Origin of the sequence: Simplicispira sedimenti (assembly GCF_022760965.1) — a bacterium.
GTDB classification, from domain to species: Bacteria; Pseudomonadota; Gammaproteobacteria; order Burkholderiales; family Burkholderiaceae_C; genus Simplicispira; species Simplicispira sedimenti.
Genome location: NZ_JAKVIJ010000012.1, coordinates 34,380 through 53,079, shown reverse-complemented (window position 1 = coordinate 53,079; position 18,700 = coordinate 34,380). Strand labels below are relative to the sequence as shown.

Annotated in this window: 13 protein-coding genes, 1 tRNA gene and 1 riboswitch; of the genes, 9 read left to right on the top strand and 5 right to left on the bottom strand. The window is 66.9% G+C overall.

The features are described 5' to 3' along the window. The first annotated feature begins 27 nt into the window (after positions 1-27). Positions 28-112 (top strand) — tRNA-Leu (locus tag MJ602_RS13365). 128 nt (positions 113-240) lie between these two features. On the opposite strand, the gene MJ602_RS13360 is transcribed toward MJ602_RS13365, so the two are convergent. Together MJ602_RS13360 and MJ602_RS13355 are read right to left on the bottom strand one after the other, a co-directional pair. Next, positions 241-2,928, bottom strand: coding sequence for a DUF349 domain-containing protein (locus MJ602_RS13360; protein ID WP_243021254.1), 2,688 nt, complete (start codon positions 2,926-2,928; stop codon positions 241-243). A 151-nt stretch (positions 2,929-3,079) separates the two neighbouring features. Next, the gene (locus MJ602_RS13355) at positions 3,080-6,814 is read right to left on the bottom strand and encodes a DUF748 domain-containing protein (protein WP_243021253.1); all 3,735 of its coding nucleotides are present in this window, start codon (positions 6,812-6,814) and stop codon (positions 3,080-3,082) included. A 717-nt stretch (positions 6,815-7,531) separates the two neighbouring features. On the opposite strand from MJ602_RS13355, the gene MJ602_RS13350 reads away from it, so the two are divergent. The 4 genes from MJ602_RS13350 (at position 7,532) to MJ602_RS13335 (ending at position 11,400) form a co-directional block, all read left to right on the top strand. Further along, on the top strand, positions 7,532-8,395 hold the full coding sequence (locus tag MJ602_RS13350; RefSeq protein WP_162015791.1) for a lytic transglycosylase domain-containing protein: 864 nt from the start codon (positions 7,532-7,534) through the stop codon (positions 8,393-8,395). 49 nt (positions 8,396-8,444) lie between these two features. Next, positions 8,445-8,598: riboswitch (ZMP/ZTP riboswitch) on the top strand. Between the two features lie 37 nt (positions 8,599-8,635). Beyond that, the gene (gene glyA / locus MJ602_RS13345) at positions 8,636-9,880 is read left to right on the top strand and encodes a serine hydroxymethyltransferase (protein WP_243021252.1); all 1,245 of its coding nucleotides are present in this window, start codon (positions 8,636-8,638) and stop codon (positions 9,878-9,880) included. A 25-nt stretch (positions 9,881-9,905) separates the two neighbouring features. Beyond that, entirely contained in the window at positions 9,906-10,355 is a 450-nt protein-coding gene (nrdR, locus tag MJ602_RS13340) for a transcriptional regulator NrdR (protein WP_162015787.1), read from the top strand. Between the two features lie 157 nt (positions 10,356-10,512). Next, positions 10,513-11,400: a DMT family transporter gene (locus tag MJ602_RS13335; protein ID WP_243021251.1), complete on the top strand. Its 888-nt coding sequence runs from the start codon at positions 10,513-10,515 to the stop codon at positions 11,398-11,400. 19 nt (positions 11,401-11,419) lie between these two features. Here MJ602_RS13335 and aroC read toward each other — a convergent pair whose 3' ends face one another. Together aroC and MJ602_RS13325 are read right to left on the bottom strand one after the other, a co-directional pair. Continuing rightward, the gene (aroC, locus tag MJ602_RS13330; protein WP_243021249.1) at positions 11,420-12,517 is read right to left on the bottom strand and encodes a chorismate synthase; all 1,098 of its coding nucleotides are present in this window, start codon (positions 12,515-12,517) and stop codon (positions 11,420-11,422) included. Positions 12,518-12,693: 176 nt separating this feature from the next. Further along, positions 12,694-13,143, bottom strand: coding sequence for a CBS domain-containing protein (locus MJ602_RS13325; RefSeq protein WP_162015781.1), 450 nt, complete (start codon positions 13,141-13,143; stop codon positions 12,694-12,696). A gap of 161 nt (positions 13,144-13,304) precedes the next feature. Here MJ602_RS13325 and MJ602_RS13320 point away from each other — a divergent pair, with 161 nt between their 5' ends. Next, on the top strand, positions 13,305-14,606 hold the full coding sequence (locus tag MJ602_RS13320) for an O-acetylhomoserine aminocarboxypropyltransferase (protein WP_243021246.1): 1,302 nt from the start codon (positions 13,305-13,307) through the stop codon (positions 14,604-14,606). Next, entirely contained in the window at positions 14,606-15,424 is an 819-nt protein-coding gene (locus tag MJ602_RS13315; protein WP_243021395.1) for an alpha/beta fold hydrolase, read from the top strand. The genes MJ602_RS13320 and MJ602_RS13315 overlap by 1 nt, the downstream gene beginning before the upstream one ends. Before the next feature lie 42 nt (positions 15,425-15,466). On the opposite strand, the gene MJ602_RS13310 is transcribed toward MJ602_RS13315, so the two are convergent. Next, positions 15,467-16,735, bottom strand: coding sequence for a YihY family inner membrane protein (locus tag MJ602_RS13310; RefSeq protein WP_243021245.1), 1,269 nt, complete (start codon positions 16,733-16,735; stop codon positions 15,467-15,469). Between MJ602_RS13310 and MJ602_RS13305 the strand changes: the two genes are divergently transcribed. Then, complete coding sequence (locus MJ602_RS13305; RefSeq protein ID WP_423246711.1) at positions 16,734-17,174, top strand: DUF2069 domain-containing protein; 441 nt, start codon at positions 16,734-16,736, stop codon at positions 17,172-17,174. The genes MJ602_RS13310 and MJ602_RS13305 overlap by 2 nt on opposite strands. A gap of 44 nt (positions 17,175-17,218) precedes the next feature. Then, entirely contained in the window at positions 17,219-18,649 is a 1,431-nt protein-coding gene (locus MJ602_RS13300; RefSeq protein ID WP_243021243.1) for an FAD-binding oxidoreductase, read from the top strand. The last annotated feature ends 51 nt before the right edge of the window (positions 18,650-18,700 follow it).

The following is an 18,700-nucleotide window of genomic DNA, read 5'->3' as shown; positions in this document are numbered from 1 at the left end:
TGCTATACAATTTGAAATTCCTGAAATGCCCAGGTGGCGGAATTGGTAGACGCACTAGTTTCAGGTACTAGCGGGTAACTCCGTGGAGGTTCGAGTCCTCTCCTGGGCACCAAAACAAAAAAGGCCGTTGCATTCGCAACGGCCTTTTTCATTTCTCAAGGCCTCGTGCCCACTCTGCCCTGTTCACACAGTGCGCAGACACAACCCGCCGCACAAGGCCAGCGGGTCAGGCCCCACACATCACTTGCGCAACAGCGCCTTCAGCACGTTTTGCAGGCGGCGGGCGCTGGCTGCATCGCTGGCGCTACCCAGCACACGCGCGGCATCCTGACCCCAGGTTTCTGCGGGAGCAGGGTCGTTGCGGCGGGTGAGCAGTTGCAACTGCAGCATGCGCCGATCCGACAGTTGTTCGGCCGGCGTGGGCACCTCGGCAGCGATCTCCAGGCGCAGCAGTGCCTGTGCGGCATCTCCCGCAGGCGCACCTGCCAGGGCCTGCACCCAGGCCGAGCGCACAGCGGGCTGGACACGACCACCCAGTTCCTGGGCCGATGGCACCAGGCTGCCGTCGCGCTTTTCCCAGGCGGTCAGCAGCTGCGTGAGCGCTTCACCATGGGCCTGGGCGGCCAGCTTCTTGAGCGCCTGCTGGGCGTGCTCCAGCGCCTCGCGCTGAGCCCGGAATGCAGCATCACCCAGGCGCGGGCCACGCTCTTCAGGGCGGCGGTCTGCAAAGCGGCCGCCAGTGCGCATGTCGTCGCGCGGGCCACGGGCGTCGGGCCGACCCGCATCGCGGCCAGGGCGTGCATCACGGCGCTCGCCGGGCCTTGCGCCACGCGTGGCAGCGGCCGGGGCTTCCTTCTTCATGCCAGGGCGATCGTCCCCACGCACCGCCACCACCGGGCGTGCCGCAGGCTTGGGAGCGGGGGCAGCAGGCGCCTCGCCTGCATCCCCACCCTCGGCAGGTGGCTCATCGGCCACGGGCTCCTGGGTTGCCACCGCCGCATCGGCCGGCGCAGCCGCCGATGCGGCTGCTTCGGCTTCACGGGCCGCCTGTGCCTGGCCGCGCAGGGCCGCTTCCAGCGCTGCCATGGCGCTGCGGATTTGCTGCGCATTACCCCCGGCATTGGCAGCCTCCAGGGCCTTGGCGGCTTCCAGCACGGCGCGATCATGCGCGCTGGCCTGCGTCGCACCGCGTTCACGCTCGGCGCTCTTGCGGTTGAAGGCCTCGTCAATGGGCTTGCGGAAAGCATCCCAGAGCTTCTGCTCCTGGCGCCGGTCCATGGGAACGCTGTGTGCCTCGGCCTGCCAGCGTTGCTGCAGGGCCTTGATCGCGTCAATGCGCAGGCTGGGTGCAGCGCCCAATTGGGCGGCTTCGTCGATCATGGCCTGGCGGCGTGCCAGGCTGGCGGCCTGTGCCTGCTCCAGCGGTGCGCTGGCGGATGCCAGGGCCTGCTTCCACTGCGGCTGGAGTTCGGCATAGACTTTTTCGCCCACATGGCCGCTCTCGCGCCAACGCTCGGCAAACTGGAACAGCGCACGTTGCACGGCCTTCCAGTCGCCCCCGTTGGCGTGTTCAACGGCCCAGGCGCGGACTTCCTCGATCAGCGCCAGACGTTGCGCCTTGTGCGCGGCCGTTTCGGTGCGCAGCTTTTCCAGCCAGACCTCAACCACCTTGTGGGCCGCATTGCAGGCCTCGTCAAATTTCTTCCACAGGGCATGGTTGGGCGCGCCACCTTGGTCGGCATGCTTCCATTGTTCGCGCAGCTGGCGCAGCGACTCCTGGATCTTGCGGCCGCCCAGGGCCTGGCCCTCAGGGCGTTGCAGCAGGGCCTGGGCCTTGGCGATCAGGTCTTCGCGCACCTGGTCTGCGCTCCAGCGCTGCCAGCCTTCCAGTTCACCCGCTGCCACCAGGGCGGCGTGCACCCGTTGCTCCAGGGCATGGTCGATATGGCGCCCCTGGGTCTTGAGCACCGCGCGCAGGGCCGATGCGGCACCGGCACTGGCCTTGCCGTGGCCTTGGGCAGTCTCTTGCTCCAAGTGCCGCAGGGCTTCTTCCACTGCCTGAGCGGCCTGAGCCAGCACCTGCGGATCCGTCTTGGGCCGGGCTGGGCGTGGGGGCTTGTCGATGACGACGGCCTCGGCCTGCGCCGGCAGACCACGCGCCTGGCGTAGCTCATCGGCCCATACGGGCACGGGGGGCAGCGGCGCCTGCTCGTCAGACGCGGCCGCCACCGCCTGCGCCAGCGCAGAGTTGAAAGCTTCCCACACCACCAGCAATTGGGCGCGCGAGGCGTCGAGCAAAGGCGGGAAACGTGTCTCCACGCTGGGCCAGTTGGCGTCGGAACTCAGGGCCTGGGCCTGCTCCTGCCAACGCGCCACATCGGTGCTGAGCAGTTCCTGCGCCGCCTGGGCATCGCGCCAGGATTTGGTAGAGAGCACCTCGATGCGCTGGGCCAGCAGCACGGCCGCTTCGCGCTGGACCTGTACGCGGTGCTGCAGATCCTCGATCACCTTGACGCGATCGGCGAGCTCTGCCTTGAGCAGCGACAGGGGTTCGCGCGACAGCGGTGCACCGGCCTTGGCCGCGTCGCGCTGCCATGCCAATGCGTCGGCAATGTTCAGGCGGGGCGCTGCCAGCAAGGCACGGGCCTTTTCGGCCCATTCAGCGGCGATCGATTCCTGGTTGCGGGCGCGACGGATCTCGTCCAGGCGCTCGCGCACGGCACGGGCAGCCCCCTTGTCGCGAGCGCTCAGCTCCTTGAACACCTCTTGCAATTGCTCCGGGGTGGGCGTGGTCGCCAGCCATTCACGGATGCGCGCAGCACGCTCGCCCGAGGTCGCTGCAGAAAAGGCGCCACCGGTCATGGCGTCCAACGGATGGGCTTCGGGAGCCTTGGCCGGAGCCGGAGTGGTTTCAGGTGCGTCGGACATCTTGCTGCGGGAAAAAAGTGGAAACATGGATTTTTTGGAAACAGGCGCACCGACTCATCCCGGTGCGCAGCACGCGCGTCTGGCCAGTCAATGGTGAACGCGCAAAGGGGGTATTTTCGCCGGTATTTGGACAAAACCCATCAGAAGGCTCTCAACGCATGCCCAAACCCAGTTCGGCACGGGGGGTCCAGCCTTCCTGCCCGGACGACAGTCGCACCGCCCCCAGGAACAATCGCTCGGGCGGCATGCGCCGCTCCAGCAGGTAGTCGCGCACCGCCACTGCCCGTGCCAATGCCAGGTCGTGCATCGCCGTATCGGGCACGGCAATGTTCGCCAGCAGCAGCGCCTGCATCTCGCTCTCGGGCAGGTCTTTGGCCAGCCCGACCAGGTTGCGCGGCTTGGGAATGTCGGCGCGGCGGTACACCTCCTTGAGCAGGGCCGGATACTCCTCGGCACGGATCGGCGCCTCTGGCACGGCCCCTGATGTACCGCCGGGTGCCGCCATGCGGCGCTTTTGGGCCAGGAGCACCTGCTCCAGCTGTGCGCGCTTCCAGGCCTCACGCTCGGTCTGCAGGCTGGCCTGGCCCACCACGGTGAGTTGGAGCGCTGGGCGCTGCTCCAGCGCCTGGACCACCTTGTCCAAGGAGGCACGCGCGGTCGCGTCCAATGCCGCACTGCCTTCGGAAAACGGCACAAAGCCCTGTTCCGCGTCACCACCACCCAGGCCTGCAAGCAGCGAGAAAGGCGCTGTCACGGCCTTCAGAATCAGGTTGCCCAGCAGCTTGAAGATCACCGGACCGACGCGAAACTCGGGGTCATTGAGCGATCCGCTGATCGGCAGGTCCACATCGATCACCCCATTGCGATCGGCCAGCAAGGCCACGGCCAGCCGCACCGGCAGGCTTCTGGGGGCATTCGCAACCTCTTCGCCAAAGACCAGCTGGTGCAGCACCAGCTTGTTCTGGGCGCTGAGCTGCCCATCGGGCTGGACACGGTAGCTGACCTCCATGTTGAGCTTGCCACGCTCAATGCCATGGCCTGCATATTTGATGGCGTAGGGCGTGAGCGGAGACAGTTCCAGCCCCTGCATACGCCCTTGGATATCCAGCGCCACGGGCTGGGCCAGGGGATTGAGCTTGCCCAGGATCTCCAGCGATGCGGTGCCCTCGGCCTTGCCGCGCAGCTCCAGCTCGGCCATGGCGGGCGGTGCCCCACCCTCGGTGGGGGCTGAAGTAATGGCGCCCAAACGTCCCGTGAGGCCACTGAGCTGTGCTGAATACTGGGGTCGCACGAAATGGTCCGTGAAATGCACCCGCCCCCCCGTCAGGCTGATGGGCCCGAAGCGAATTTGCGGCGCCTGGGGCGCTTGCTCCGCTGCGGCAGCGGTAGTGTTCTCTGGCGCGTTGGTCGCCGGGCCCATCAGGTCCTGCAGGTTCAGGCGACCGTCGGACTGCACAACGATGCGGGCAAAGAAATCGCTCAGTGCCGATTCGCGGACCGACAAGGTCAGCGGTCCACCCGCTGGCTGTGCGGCGTCGATGCCTCGCATTCCCAGCGACCGCCATTGCAAGACGTCCCCATCCTCCTGCGTTTGCAGCAGGAGTGTTTCCTGCCCTTCATCGGCCTCCGAGGGGGCCACAGAAGCCAGGCGTACGCGCACATCGTCCAAGGCCGCATCCCCTTGCACCGCCCATTGCAGGCCGGGTTCGGTCTGCCGCACCTGCACCTGCCCCACAAAGCTGGCATCCGCCCTGCCCACTCGCGCGCGCAGCCCACCTTGAACATACGGTGCCATCGCGTGCAAGGGAAGATGCCGCGCTGCCACCCGCCCCTGCACCTGCAAAGGCATGACGCCCAGGCCGCCTTCGTACTCCAGTCGCCCGGGATCGGCCTGGCCGGCGCCCAGCCGGGCCGACAAGGTCAGGGCGGCGGGCCGTGCGCCAGGCGCTGCAGGCGCAAAGTCCTGCAGCCTCACCCGCACATCCGTAGCCGCCAGCGATACGCGCTGGCCGAGGGCAGCATCGTTCAACAAGACAACGCCGCCATCGAGTTCCATGCGGCCCAGCACCAGCGACCAGGGCTTCACCGCTGGGGCGGCAGCGGACTCAGGCGGAGGTGCGGTCTGCGCCGCGCGCAGCCAGCGATCCACCATCCATTGCCCACGCGCATCCCGCTCTACCCGCACACGCGGCTGGGCCAGCGCCATCCGCCCGATCTGCACCGCATGGCGTGCACCATCGACACGCATATCCTCGACCTCCAGGCGCTGGAGGTCTGCCAGGGTGCGCCGATCGCGCAGCACGCTGCGCATGGCCTCGACCTCGGAACAGTCTGCCGCGACTACGCAGGACAATCTGGCCCCATCCAGCCCCAATCGGGCCACCTGGGCCACCCAGGCGCCCCCGTTCCAGGCCAGCCCGGCATCGGTTTCAACCACCCCCGAGAGCCTGGGCGTGAACCAGGCACTCAAGTACGGGGCGCCCCACTCCAGTGGCAGGCTGCGTACCGAGAGCGCGGTACGCCCCTCCTGCGGCGTACCCGCACCCGCAAAAGCCAGGGTGGCCGGCACAACGGCCTGGGCCGTGCCTTGCTTGCCTTCGCCATCCAGCGGGGCCATCGCCATGCTGCCGGCCCATTGCATGGGTGCCGTGGCTGGAAAGGACAGGGCTGACGCCTGCAGCACCAGATCCTGCACTGCCAGTCTTGCGCCACCCGGGACACTGTCGTCCTCCCATCGCAGCGATCCACCCTGTGCGGCAAACCGGCCCAGGGACAGCTTCCATCCACCAGCCGCTGGCTCAGCCTGCTGCACCTTGCCTGCCGATGGCGGGGGCAAGGCCAGCGCGGTCTGAGTCCCCCAATCCCACTGACCAGCGCGATTGCGGCGCAGGTGCGCCTGGGGCGCGGTCAGCACCACGGAATCCACACGCAGCATGCGCAGCAAGGGCTGGAAATCCGCCACCTGCACCTGCAGGGCGTCCAAGGACAGCCGTTCATGCTGTTGACTGTCGTGCAAACTCAGCTTCTTCAGGCCCAGCGCCCCACTGATTTGGACCATGGGCCGGGGCTTTTGCTCAAAAGCAATGCGCAAGTCCGCATCCAAGGTGCCTGAAGCGAGGGTCAAGGGCAGGCCTGCAGGAAGATAGTTCTTGTAGGGCGCCAGATCCAGTCCGTCGAACCGCAGCACGGCGTCGGTCCGATGGCTTTCCACGAAGGGCATGGCCTGCGCCGCCGAATCGAACACACTGTTCCCGATGCGCAAGGCCAGCCTGGGCTGTACCTTGACGGCACGCTGTGCACTCAGGTTGCTCAAGAAGGGGAGCGAAAAGGTAATGTCCCGCACCTCATGGGTTTGCCCCACGGTACGGTCCTCAAAATCGACCGAGCCCCCTTGCAAGGCAATGTTGTAGAGGGCAAAGCCCTGGGGCTGAGCCCCCTCAGGCCCAGGCTGGTTCAACCTGTGCACCACATCGTCGAGATCGGTCTGCCCAGGTGCGAGCTGGGTGACACGCAGGATGGGGGCATCCACCTCCAGCGCATCGATCACCGGCGCCCTGCGCAGCAAGGACTGCATCTCCAGATCCACATGGATGCGCGCCACCTGCAATTGCGGCGCGGCACCGTCCCGACCCGCCACACTCAGATCCTGCAGGGTGATCTCCAGCGACCAGGGCAGGAACTGCAAGCGACCCATGGTCACCTGGCGCCCCAGCAGGTCGCTCAATGCCTGCTGCGCACGGGCATGAACCAGCGGCGGCACCGCCAACCAGAGCGCCAGCAAAACCAGCAACAGCGCCCCGGCGGCCATCTGGAGCCTGCGCCGCCAGGCATTCCCTTGGGAAGACGACAACAAACGGACAAATGGCAAGGTCAGGGAACGCTTCATGGGGTCCGTTGGCACGGCAAGACGATGGCGCGATTGGAGCAGACTTTGGCGCTGCCTCGGCAACCGGTTGAAACAAGAAAGCCCGGAGGAGCGGCGCCATGCGCCACCCATCCGGGCTTGACGGCTGACACAACGGTCTTTGCCATCGGTTTGCGGTACGGAGGAATGTGGTCCGTACCGCGGGGGGCAAGGGATTGCCCCCAGGGGGTTGCCTTGGAAGCTCGGCACTCTGTCTGCGCTGGCACTGCATGCACTGGCAGCGGGCTTTGCTTCGTTCGGCGATGCCTTCATCGAAGAGGCAAGCACACCTTATCAAAGAACGCGCCCCAGCACAAATCAGACCGTCAATCACGGAATGCCCATCGATTGAAATTGGATGCAGCACTCCACCCCATTCAGCACACCAGCACCTGTATCGGCCCCGCTCATAGGAGAAATCGGTCCAAATCTGTGATTTTTGACAGCTTTTTAAGAATTTATATGTCTTAAATTTCAATTTGTTAGTATTGACTAGGCATTTAATGCCCTCCTAGAATCCGCCAGCTTCTGAAACATCAGTAGTAACCCGAACCGCTGCCGACATCGGCAAAGTCAGTTCCAGGGCCCTTCCCCATATCCATGGCCCGGACTTGATGGCGTACCAATCCAGGCGAAACCTTGTGCCCATGAATGGCCTCTGGCCACCACAGCATGGCGTTCGCACCAGAAAGGAAAGCTATGACAGCGACAAACAACTTGGTCTCCGGGCTTCGTTCCTTGGCTGCCACCCTGGCACAGGGGTTTCTGCACATCACCCACAGCGGCTTTGCTCTTCTGGGCGTGGCCGTCGCCATCATCGCGATCACCTTGACCGCCCGGCCCGATTTGCGCCAGGCCGGCGAGGCGCAGTTGATGGACTGGTTGCAGGCCCGCCAAGAATCATTGGTCGTTCCGGCAGATGACTTGCAGGAACCCAGCGAACGAACCCTGGCCGTCAACCCCAAGGAGCTGCCCCAGGAGCAGGCCCGTGTGGCCTACTGGCTCAGCAAAAAATACCGCGTGGCGCCGGAGCCCTTGGGCTTGCTGGTGGCCGAGGCCTACGAGATTGGCACCCGTGCCAAGCTCGACCCGACGCTGATCCTGGCCGTGATGGCCATTGAGTCACGTTTCAACCCATTCGCCCAGAGCCCCGTCGGCGCCCAAGGACTGATGCAGGTGATGACGCGCGTGCACACCGACAAATACGAAGCCCTGGGCGGTCACCTGGCCGCCTTCGATCCGGTGACGAATCTGCGTGTGGGCGTGAAGGTATTGCAGGACTGCATCACGCGTGCCGGATCGGTCCAGGGTGGGCTGGCCTATTACGTCGGAGCCACCGACCCCCAGAACGATGGCGGCTACGCCGAAAAGGTCCTGGCCGAACACTACCGCCTGCGCCAGGTCGCATCCACGGGCCGGGCCGTGCCGCCCACACAAGCCGTGGCACCGCCCACACTGGCCACCCAGGCCCCTGCCAAGACGGCCCCGGCTGCAGCATCCCCAGCACCAGGCGCCAGCAGTCTGGGCGAGAAAGTGGCCTTGCTGTCTGCCACGGATCTGTAAGAACCTGTTTGCGATCTTTTGGGCGGCCCAACAGCGCTCCGGTTACACTCGCAAGGTACGCAACTGGCGATAGGCGCAGACCCCCACCGGGCCTGCCGCTGACGTGGAAAACTGCAGGGGCAACCTCCTGTGAACCACCGGGGAGCGTACCGCGCGGCCAGCGACCGCTGTTGCGCGTTCCGCCGTTCGCCTGGGCAGCCCTTGTTTCAAGGGACACAAGTTCATAGGACTGCCAACACCATGTACGACCGCAACATCCTCGTCGAACAAACCGACCCCGAACTCTTTGCCGCCATCCAGGCCGAAAACAAGCGCCAGGAAGAGCACATCGAACTCATCGCCAGCGAAAACTACGCCTCGCCTGCCGTCATGTGGGCCCAGGGCACGCAGCTGACCAACAAGTACGCCGAGGGCTACCCCGGCAAGCGCTACTACGGCGGCTGCGAGTATGTCGATGTGGCCGAGCAACTGGCCATCGACCGCGTGAAGAAGATCTTCGGTGCCGACGCCGCCAACGTGCAACCGCATTGCGGCGCCTCCGCCAATGAGGCCGTGTTCCTGGCCTTCCTCAAGCCCGGCGATACGATCATGGGCATGAGCCTGGCCGAAGGCGGCCACCTCACGCACGGCATGCCGCTGAACATGTCGGGCAAGTGGTTCAACGTGGTCTCCTACGGCCTCAACGCCAAGGAAGAAATCGACTACGACGCGATGGAAGCCAAGGCGCGTGAGCACAAGCCCAAGCTGATCGTGGCCGGTGCCTCGGCCTACAGCCTGCACATCGATTTCGAGCGCTTTGCCAAGGTCGCCAAGGAAATCGGCGCCATCTTCATGGTGGACATGGCCCACTACGCCGGTCTGATCGCCGCCGGTGTGTACCCCAACCCCGTGCCCCACGCCGACGTGGTGACCTCCACCACGCACAAGAGCCTGCGCGGCCCGCGCGGCGGCATCATCCTGATGAAGGCCGAGCACGAGAAGGCCATCAACAGCGCCATCTTCCCCGGCCTGCAAGGCGGCCCGCTGATGCACGTGATCGCGGCCAAGGCCGTGGCCTTCAAGGAAGCGCTCACGCCCGAGTTCAAGGCCTACCAGGAACAGGTCGTGAAGAACGCCAAGGTCGTGGCCGAGACGCTGACCCAGCGCGGCCTGCGCATCGTCAGCGGCGGCACGCAAAGCCACGTCATGCTGGTGGACCTGCGCGCCAAGGGCATCACGGGCAAGGAAGCCGAGGCCGTGCTGGGCGCCGCCCACATGACCATCAACAAGAACGCCATCCCCAACGACCCGGAAAAGCCGATGGTGACCAGCGGCGTGCGCATCGGCACCCCCGCCATGACCACGCGTGGCTTCAAGGAAGAAGAAGCCCGCGCCACGGCCCACCTGATTGCCGATGTGCTGGACAACCCGCGCGACGAAGCCAACATCGCCGCCGTGCGCGCCAAGGTCAACGCGCTGACCAGCCGCTTCCCGGTCTACCGCTGATTCGGCCGCGCGCGCCTGCACGCCCATGAAGTGCCCGTTCTGCAGCCACCACGAGACACAGGTCGTCGAGACCCGGGTGTCCGAGGACGGGGATTTCATCCGGCGCAGGCGCCGCTGCGCCACCTGCGAAAAGCGCTTTACCACCTACGAGCGGCCCGAGGTCAGCTTCCCCAGCGTGGTCAAGAAGGACGGTCGACGCACCGAATACGCACGCCCCAAGCTCATGGGCTCGTTCAGCATTGCGCTGCGCAAGCGCCCGGTGAGCACAGCACAGGTGGACTCGGCCATCGAGCGCATCGAGGAGCAACTCCTCAACCTCGGCCAGCGCGAAGTGCCCTCCAGCCGGATCGGCGAGTTGGTCATGCGCGAACTCAAGAAGCTCGACAAGGTGGCCTACATCCGCTACGCCAGTGTGTACCGCAGCTTCGAGGACATCGACGAATTCAAGACCCTGGTGGACGAAGTGCGCCAGTGATCCCGTGGCGGCAGGCACGCCCGTGCTCCTTTCATCATTTGCTACTATTTTTATAGCTACTCGCGCTTGATGGACGGGCGTTACAAGCATTTTTTATCAAAATGCTGTCGCGTACAGCACGGCGCCTCTGGCCCCGCCCCGGCACAATGGCACTGCCGTGAGAACCCGCCATCTGTTGCAGCTTGTGCTGCTATCCGCCCTGTGGGGCGCTTCCTTTCTGTTCATTCGCATCGCCAGCCCGGCGCTGGGGCCCCATGTGGCTGCGGCGCTGCGCATCGGGCTGGCCACGCTCACCCTGGTGGCCATCATGCGCGCCACACGCGAGCCCTGGCCCTGGCGCCACTGGCGTGAACTGGCAGGCCTGGGCACGCTGACCGTCGCCCTGCCCTTCCTGCTTTACGCCTATGCCGCCCTGCACCTGCCCGCGGGCTACAGCGCGCTGCTCAACACCATGGTGGTGCCCTTTGGCGTGCTGGCCTCGGCCTGGATGAAGGAGGACACGCTCTCGCTGCGCAAGTGGCTGGGCTGCGCGTGCGGTTTTGCCGGCGTGGCCTTGATCGTGCGGCTGGGGCCGGTGGAGCCCTCGCCCACGCTGCTGCTGGCGGCGCTGGCCTGCATGTCCGCAGCCGCCTGCTACGGCGTGTGCACCCCCTGGATGAAGCGCGCCACCCAGCGTATCAGCCCGCTGGCCATTGCGGCAGGCATCCACGCCGCCGCGCTGGTGCTGCTGGTGCCGGGCGCCGTGTGGGACTGGCCGCAGGCCCGGTTCACCCTGCCTGCCCTGCTGGCCGTGGCGGTGATGGGGGTGGTGACCTCCGGCCTGGCCTACTGGCTCAATTTGCGCGTGCTGAGCCAGATCTCGCCCGTAGCGGCGATGAGTTCGGCATTCATGATCCCGCTGTTCGGCGTGGCCTGGGGCAGCCTCTTCCTGGACGAGGCCCTGGGCCCAGGCATGCTGTGGGGCGGCGCGCTGGTGCTGCTGGCCACCACGCTGGTGACCGGCTTCAACCCGCTGCGCCTGCTGGCGTTCCTGCGTCCGCGCTGACCGCGCCGTCCTGCCGTCGTCAGGGGCGCGCGGCGGGAATGGGCGGCACCGCCTGCACCACGTCACCACACTGCGCACGGTGGCGCAGCGCGTGGTCCATGAGCACCAGCGCCAGCAGCGCCTCGGCGATGGGCGCGGCGCGGATGCCCACGCAGGGGTCGTGGCGGCCCTTGGTGACCACCTCGGTACTCTGGCCGTGGATGTCGATGGACTCGCGCGGGCTCAGGATGGAACTGGTGGGCTTGATGGCAATGCTCACCTCAATGTCCTGCCCGGTGCTGATGCCGCCGAGCACACCACCCGCGTTGTTGTTGGCAAAGCCCTCAGGCGTGAGCGCATCGCCGTGCGTGGTGCCGCGCTGGGCCACGCTGGCAAAACCCGCACCGATCTCCACGCCCTTGACGGCGTTCAGGCCCATCATGGCGTAAGCAATATCAGCATCGAGCTTGTCGAACAGCGGCTCGCCCAGGCCCACGGGCACACCCGTGGCCTGCACGCGGATGCGCGCGCCACAGGAGTCGTGCGCCTTGCGCAGCTGGTCCATGTAGTCCTCGTAGCGCTGCACATCGGCCACAGGGGCAAAGAAAGGGTTGTGCGGCACATGCTCCCAGCTCTCGAACGGGATGACCAGCTCGCCCAACTGCGTCATGCAGGCGCGAAACTGCGTGCCAAACTTTTCAGCCAGCCACTTCTTGGCCACGGCGCCGGCCGCGACGGTGGGCGCCGTCAGGCGCGCCGACGAGCGCCCGCCGCCGCGCGGGTCGCGCAGGCCGTACTTGTGCCAGTAGGTGTAATCGGCATGGCCGGGGCGGAAGGTGCGCAGGATGTCGCCGTAGTCCTTGCTGCGCTGGTCGGTATTGCGGATCAAGAGCCCGATCGGCGTGCCGGTGGTGCGGCCCTCGTACACACCCGAGAGGATCTCCACGGCGTCGGGCTCGTTGCGTTGCGTGACATGGCGGCTGGTGCCGGGGCGGCGGCGGTCTAGGTCAAACTGAATATCGGCCTCGGACAGCAGCATGCCGGGCGGGCAGCCATCGATCACGCAGCCAATGGCCGGGCCGTGGGATTCACCAAAGTTGGTGACGCAGAAAAGGGTGCCGAAGGTGTTGCCGCTCATGGCACCGGATTATCCCAGACGGCCACCCACTGCAATGGGAAAGAGCCACCGACGCTTGCATCGGGCGCGACTCTTGGCCAGAGCCACCGCGCAAGGGCCGCCCCGCCGCGCTGGTGGCGTCCCCCTTCCCGCATGGCGCAGCAATGCGAGAGAAGGGGGAAGGCGCCGAAGGCGACTCAGGGGGTTGTCTTCTCTTCCGGCCAATCGCGGATATAGGCCTTGAGCATCTTGTTCTCGAAGTTCTGGCTGTCCACCACGGCCTTGGCCACGTCGTAGAAGCTGATCACGCCCATGAGCATGCGCTTGTCCATCACCGGCATGTAGCGCGCGTGGCGGTCCAGCATCATGCGGCGCACCTCGTCCATGTCGGTTTCCATGGTGCAGGTGAGCGGGTGGTCGTCCATGGCAGAGCGCACAAGCATGGTGCCCACGCTGCCGTTGTGCTTGACCAGGGCCTGTATCACCTCGCGAAAGGTCAGCATGCCCACCAGATCGCCCAACTCCATGACCACGAGCGAGCCGATGTCCTTCTCGGCCATGGCCTCGGCGGCACGTGCCAGGGGTTCATCGGGGTGAACGGTAAAAAGGGTGTTGCCCTTGACGCGCAGAATGTCGCTGACTTTCATGGGGTGCTGCCTTCGTGAAGGGCGCCGCGTCACGCGGGCGCCAGAATCGCGGTACGTTGAGTGGTCAAATATAGCCCACAAATGCGCAGCCATCAGTAGGGCGTGTCATCATCCAATTGCCCCACGCCCTGGCTGCCCAGCCCTTTTCTGGAGACAAGTCCATGCCTGGTTACGCCGATCCCGGCTTTGATACCCTGGCCCTGCACGCAGGCGCCACCCCCGACCCCGCCACGGGCGCGCGCGCCGTGCCCATCCACCTGACGACCTCGTTCGTGTTCGATTCGAGCGACCACGCGGCTGCTCTGTTCAACATGGAGCGCGGCGGGCACGTCTATTCGCGCATCAGCAACCCCACCAACGCCGTGTTCGAGCAGCGCATGGCCGCGCTCGAAGGCGGCGCGGGCGCCATTGCGGTGGCCAGCGGCCAGGCAGCGCTGCACCTGGCCATCTGCACGCTGATGGGCGCGGGCTCGCACATCGTGGCCAGCACCGCGCTCTATGGCGGCTCGCAGAACCTGCTGCACTACACGCTGCGCCGCTTCGGCATCGAAACCACCTTTGTCAAGCCTGGCGACATCGACGCCTGGCGCGCCGCCATCCGGCCCAATACCAAGCTGTTCTTCGGCGAGACCGTGGGCAACCCCGGCCTGGACGTGCTCGACATCCCCACCGTCAGCGCCATCGCACACGAGCACGGCATTCCGCTGCTGGTGGATTCGACCTTCACCACGCCCTGGCTGATGAAGCCCTTCGAGCACGGCGCGGACCTGGTGTACCACTCGGCCACCAAGTTCCTCAGCGGCCACGGCACGGTGATCGGCGGCGTGGTGGTGGACAGCGGCCAGTTCGACTGGGAGGGCTCGGGGCGCTTTGCCGAGATGACGCAGCCCTACGACGGCTTTCACGGCATGGTGTTCAGCGAGGAATCGACCGTGGGCGCCTTCCTGCTGCGCGCGCGCCGCGAGGGCCTGCGCGATTTCGGCGCCTGCATGAGCCCGCACACCGCCTGGCTCATCCTGCAGGGCATCGAGACCCTGCCGCTGCGCATGCAGCAGCACATGCGCAACACCGAGAAGGTGGTGGAGTTCCTGGCCAGCCAGCCCTTCGTCGAGCGCGTGGGCCACCCGCTGCTCGAATCGCACCCCAGCCACCAGCTCGCACAAAAGCTGCTGCCGCGCGGCGCGGGCTCGGTGTTCAGCTTCGACCTCAAGGGCACGCGCGAACAGGGCAAGAAGTTCATCGAAACGCTCAAGATCTTCAGCCACTTGGCCAACGTGGGCGACTGCCGCAGCCTGGTGATCCACCCCGCCAGCACCACGCACTTCCGCCTGGCGGACGACGCGCTCGCCCAGGCGGGCATCACGCAGGGCACGATCCGCCTGTCCATCGGCCTGGAAGACCCGGACGACCTCATCGACGACCTCAAGCGCGCCCTCAAGGCCGCAGAAAAGGCAGGTGCATGATGCTCATCGACGTCAACGGCCATCCAACCTTCTGCTACACCGGCGGCAAGCCCTTCGACCCGGCGCAGCCCACCGTGGTGCTGATCCATGGTGTGCTCAACGACCACAGCGTCTGGGCCATGCAGAGCCGCTACCTCGCCCACCACGGCTGGAACGTGCTCGCCGTGGACCTGCCCGGCCACTGCAAGAGCGCCGGCCCGGCGCCGGCTTCTGTGGAGGAGGCGGCGGACTTCATCATCGCCCTGCTCGACGCCGTGGGCGCACCGCGCGCCGCGCTGGTGGGCCACAGCTGGGGCTCGCTGATCGCGCTGGAGGCCGCCGCGCGCCTGCAGGAGCGCGCGAGCCACCTCGTGCTGGTGGGCACGGCCTTCCCCATGAAGGTCTCGCCCGCGCTCATCGAGGCCGCGCTGAACGAGCCCGAGAAGGCACTGCGCATGGTCAACGTGTTCTCGCGCAGCACCCTGTGCGCGCCGCCCACCGCCCTGGGTCCCGGCACCTGGGTGTACGGCGCCAGCATGGCGCTGGGCCGGCGCGTGCTGCGCAGCAACCGCGAGGTGAACCTGTTCCACCGCGGCTTCGTGGCCTGCGACAGCTATGCGGGCGGCGAGGCGGCCATCGCGCGCATCACCTGCCCCGTGCTGTTCGCCCTGGGCGCGCAGGACCAGATGACGACACCCAAGGCCGCGCAGGGCCTGATCGCCAAGGCGCGTGAATCCGGCAAGCAGGTGCAGGTGGTCCACCTCCCGGTCGGTCACCACCAGATGACCGAGACGCCGGAAGAAACGCTGTTCGCCCTCCGGGACTTCCTGGCGCGCTGAATGCTATCGAATAGATAGCTACTAGCGCTTACTGGTATTGCGTCAAGGCCGTTTTTCGCTCTCAATACTGGCCAACGCATCGCCGAGCAGCAGCCCATCGAGCCCCGCCCGGCCCCACACCCCCTCCAGGCTGGGCGTGCGCTCCAGCAGCAGGCGCTGCACCAGCGGCGCCAGGGGGGTGGTTTGCGGGTCGGCCAGCAGCACGTAGCGCGATTCGGCCTGGCGCGGCGTGACCCCGTCCTCCTCCTGCAAGCGCCCCACCCAGTCCAGGGCCAGCAGGGCATCGAGCGCGGGTTCGAGCTGCAGCGCATCCACGCGCAGCCGCTGCGCCAGCGCATCAGCCCGCAGGCCCCGCGCCGGGGTGTGGCGGGCCACGTCGAGCTGCTGCAGCACCTCCACCGCCAGCTCGAAGTTCCAGCCCTGGTGGCCCGAGCGCCGCGCCACGCCCGCCAGCAGGCTGGGTAGGTAGGCGGCCACCACGGCCCCCAGCAGCACGATGACCCAGGCCACGTACATCCACACCAGCAGGATCGGCAGCGTGGCGAAGGTGCCGTAGACCGCCGAATAGGTGGGCACCTTGGCCACGTACAGCGCCAGCCCTTTCTTGGCCAGCTCCATGCACACCGCCACGAAGAAACCGCCCGCCCAGGCGTGGCGCCAGTTCACCTGGGTGTTGGGCACATAGTGGTAAAGGCCCGCCATGCCTGCCGCCAGCACGAAGAACTCGATCGAATCGAGCAGCAGCCGCAGGCCGCCCGGAAGCTGCCCCACCAGCCCGCGCGAGGCCGAGAGCGCATACGAGGTCAGCGCCAGGCTGGCGCCCAGCAGCAGCGGCCCCAGCGTGATGGCGGCCCAGTAGATCAGCACGCGCTGGCCCAGCGGCCGCAGCCGGCGCACGCGCCAGATGTTGTTGAGCGTGCGGTCGATGGTGAGGATCAGCGCCAGCGCGGTGGCCAGCAGCACGGAAAAGCCCAGCAGCCCGAGCCGGTTGGCCTTGGACGCGAACTGCGTGAGGTAGCCCAACACCTGGCGCGCGATGTTGTCGGGCACCAGGCTCTCGACCAGCCAGCGCTGCAGCACATCCTGCAGCTTGGCGAACATGGGGAAGGCCGTGAACACGGCCAGCGCCACCGCAACGAAGGGCACCAGCGCCAGGACGGTGGTGAAGGTCAGGCTGCTGGCCGTCAGGCCCAGGCGGTCTTCACGGAAGCGCTCGCGCAGGGTGTGGGCCGTGGTGGCCCAGGGAAAGTGCGAAAGCTCTTCGGGCAGGGCCTGCAGGCGCTGCACCACGGACTGTAGGGAAAAGGGCATGGCCGCTATGATGCCATCCGCCATGCACCCGTCCGACGCCCCTGCCCTGCCCTTGCCCCTGGATCACACCCGCTGGGTGGACGCCACCCGCCGCACCGCCGTGGCCGCCCTGCTGGCCCTGATTGCGCTGTGCCTGGCCTGGGAACTGGTGCTGGCACCGCTGCGGCCGGGCGGTTCGTGGCTGGCGCTCAAAGCCTTGCCGCTGTGCATTCCGCTGGCGGGCATTCTGCGCAACCGCATGTACACCTACCGCTGGGTCAGCCTGATGGTGTGGCTGTACTTCACCGAGGCCGTGGTGCGCGGCTGGAGCGACCCTGCCCCGAGCAACTGGCTGGCGCTGGCCGAACTGCTGCTGTGCCTGATCCTGTTTGCCGCCTGCGCCGCCCATGTGCGGCTGCGGCTGCGGTATGCCCCATCCGCAGCGACCGCCCCTTCCTGATTGATTGCAAAGCGCCTGCGCAGCCGCGCGGACGGAGTGGAACCATGCCTGACCTGATTGAACAACTGCGCCAGATCGTCGGCGCCCCCCATGTACTGACCGAGGGCGACCTCAGCGCCTGGGAGCAGGACTGGCGCCGCCGCGTGCACGGCAAGGCCCTGGCCGTGGTGCGCCCGGCCAGCACGCAGGAGGTGGCCGCCGTGGTCAAGGCCTGCGCCGCCGCGGGCGCGCCCATGGTGCCGCAGGGCGGCAACACCGGCCTGTCGGTCGGCTCCACGCCCGACACCTCGGGCCGCGAGGTGGTGCTGAGCCTCACGCGCATGAACGCCGTGCGCGCGCTCGATACCGACAACCTCACCCTCACCGTCGAGGCCGGCTGCATCCTGCAGAACGTGCAGGAAGCCGCCGAGAAAGCCGGATTGCTATTCCCGCTCTCGCTCGCGGCCGAGGGCAGCTGCACCATCGGCGGCAACCTGGGCACCAACGCCGGCGGCACGCAGGTGGTGCGCTACGGCAACACGCGCGACCTGTGCCTGGGCCTGGAAGTCGTCACGCCCCAGGGCGAGGTGTGGGACGGCCTGCGCGGCCTGCGCAAGGACAACACAGGCTACGACCTGCGCGACCTGTTCATCGGCAGCGAGGGCACGCTGGGCGTCATCACCGCCGCCACGCTCAAGCTCTACCCGCGCCCGGCCGCACAGCTCACCGCCTGGGCAGCCGTGTCGTCGATGGAGCAGGCCGTGCGCCTGCTGGCCCTGGCGCACCAGCACCTGGGCGCCGGGCTCACCGGCTTCGAGGTGATGGGGCGCTTCGCGCTGCAACTGGTGGACAAGCACATGCCGCAACTGCGCGTGCCCTTCATCGACCAGGACGGCGTGCCCTACGCCGTGCTGCTGGAGAACTCCGACAGCGAATCCGAGGACCACGCGCGCGCGCGCTTCGAGGCGCTGCTGGAGACCGCCTTCGAGGCCGGCTGCGTGCAGGACGCCGTGGTGGCCGAGAACATCGCCCAGGCGCAGCAGCTCTGGCATATCCGCGAGAGCATTCCGCTGGCCCAGGCCGAGGAGGGGCTGAACATCAAGCACGATATTTCCGTGCCCATCTCGCGCATCCCGGCCTTCGTGGCGCATACCGACGCCCTGCTCGCGCGCGAGATTCCCGGCGTGCGCCTGGTCAACTTCGGCCACCTGGGCGACGGCAACCTGCACTACAACGTGCAGGCCCCCGAGGGCGGCGACGCCAAGGCCTTCCTGCGCGAGCAGGAGGACCGGGTGAACCACCTCGTCTACGAGGCAGTGGCGGAACATGGCGGCTCGTTCTCGGCCGAGCACGGCGTGGGCGCGCTCAAGACCGACAAGCTCGCACGCTACCAGTCGCCCGTGGCCCTCTCCATGATGCGCGCCATCAAACAGGCGCTGGACCCGCAAAACCTCATGAATCCGGGGCGGGTGCTGGCGATGCCAGAAAACTCCTGATTTGGTAGCTGCTGGCGCTTTATCCACAAGCGCAGAAGCCACTTTTGATTC

Coding starts and splice junctions, on each gene's coding strand:
- MJ602_RS13360 (WP_243021254.1), bottom strand. CDS start 2,928: ATGTCCGACGCACCTGAAACCACTCCGGCTCCGGCCAAGGCTCCCGAA.
- MJ602_RS13355 (WP_243021253.1), bottom strand. CDS start 6,814: ATGAAGCGTTCCCTGACCTTGCCATTTGTCCGTTTGTTGTCGTCTTCC.
- MJ602_RS13350 (WP_162015791.1), top strand. CDS start 7,532: ATGACAGCGACAAACAACTTGGTCTCCGGGCTTCGTTCCTTGGCTGCC.
- glyA (WP_243021252.1), top strand. CDS start 8,636: ATGTACGACCGCAACATCCTCGTCGAACAAACCGACCCCGAACTCTTT.
- nrdR (WP_162015787.1), top strand. CDS start 9,906: ATGAAGTGCCCGTTCTGCAGCCACCACGAGACACAGGTCGTCGAGACC.
- aroC (WP_243021249.1), bottom strand. CDS start 12,517: ATGAGCGGCAACACCTTCGGCACCCTTTTCTGCGTCACCAACTTTGGT.
- MJ602_RS13325 (WP_162015781.1), bottom strand. CDS start 13,143: ATGAAAGTCAGCGACATTCTGCGCGTCAAGGGCAACACCCTTTTTACC.
- MJ602_RS13320 (WP_243021246.1), top strand. CDS start 13,305: ATGCCTGGTTACGCCGATCCCGGCTTTGATACCCTGGCCCTGCACGCA.
- MJ602_RS13315 (WP_243021395.1), top strand. CDS start 14,606: ATGCTCATCGACGTCAACGGCCATCCAACCTTCTGCTACACCGGCGGC.
- MJ602_RS13305 (WP_423246711.1), top strand. CDS start 16,734: ATGGCCGCTATGATGCCATCCGCCATGCACCCGTCCGACGCCCCTGCC.
- MJ602_RS13310 (WP_243021245.1), bottom strand. CDS start 16,735: ATGCCCTTTTCCCTACAGTCCGTGGTGCAGCGCCTGCAGGCCCTGCCC.
- MJ602_RS13300 (WP_243021243.1), top strand. CDS start 17,219: ATGCCTGACCTGATTGAACAACTGCGCCAGATCGTCGGCGCCCCCCAT.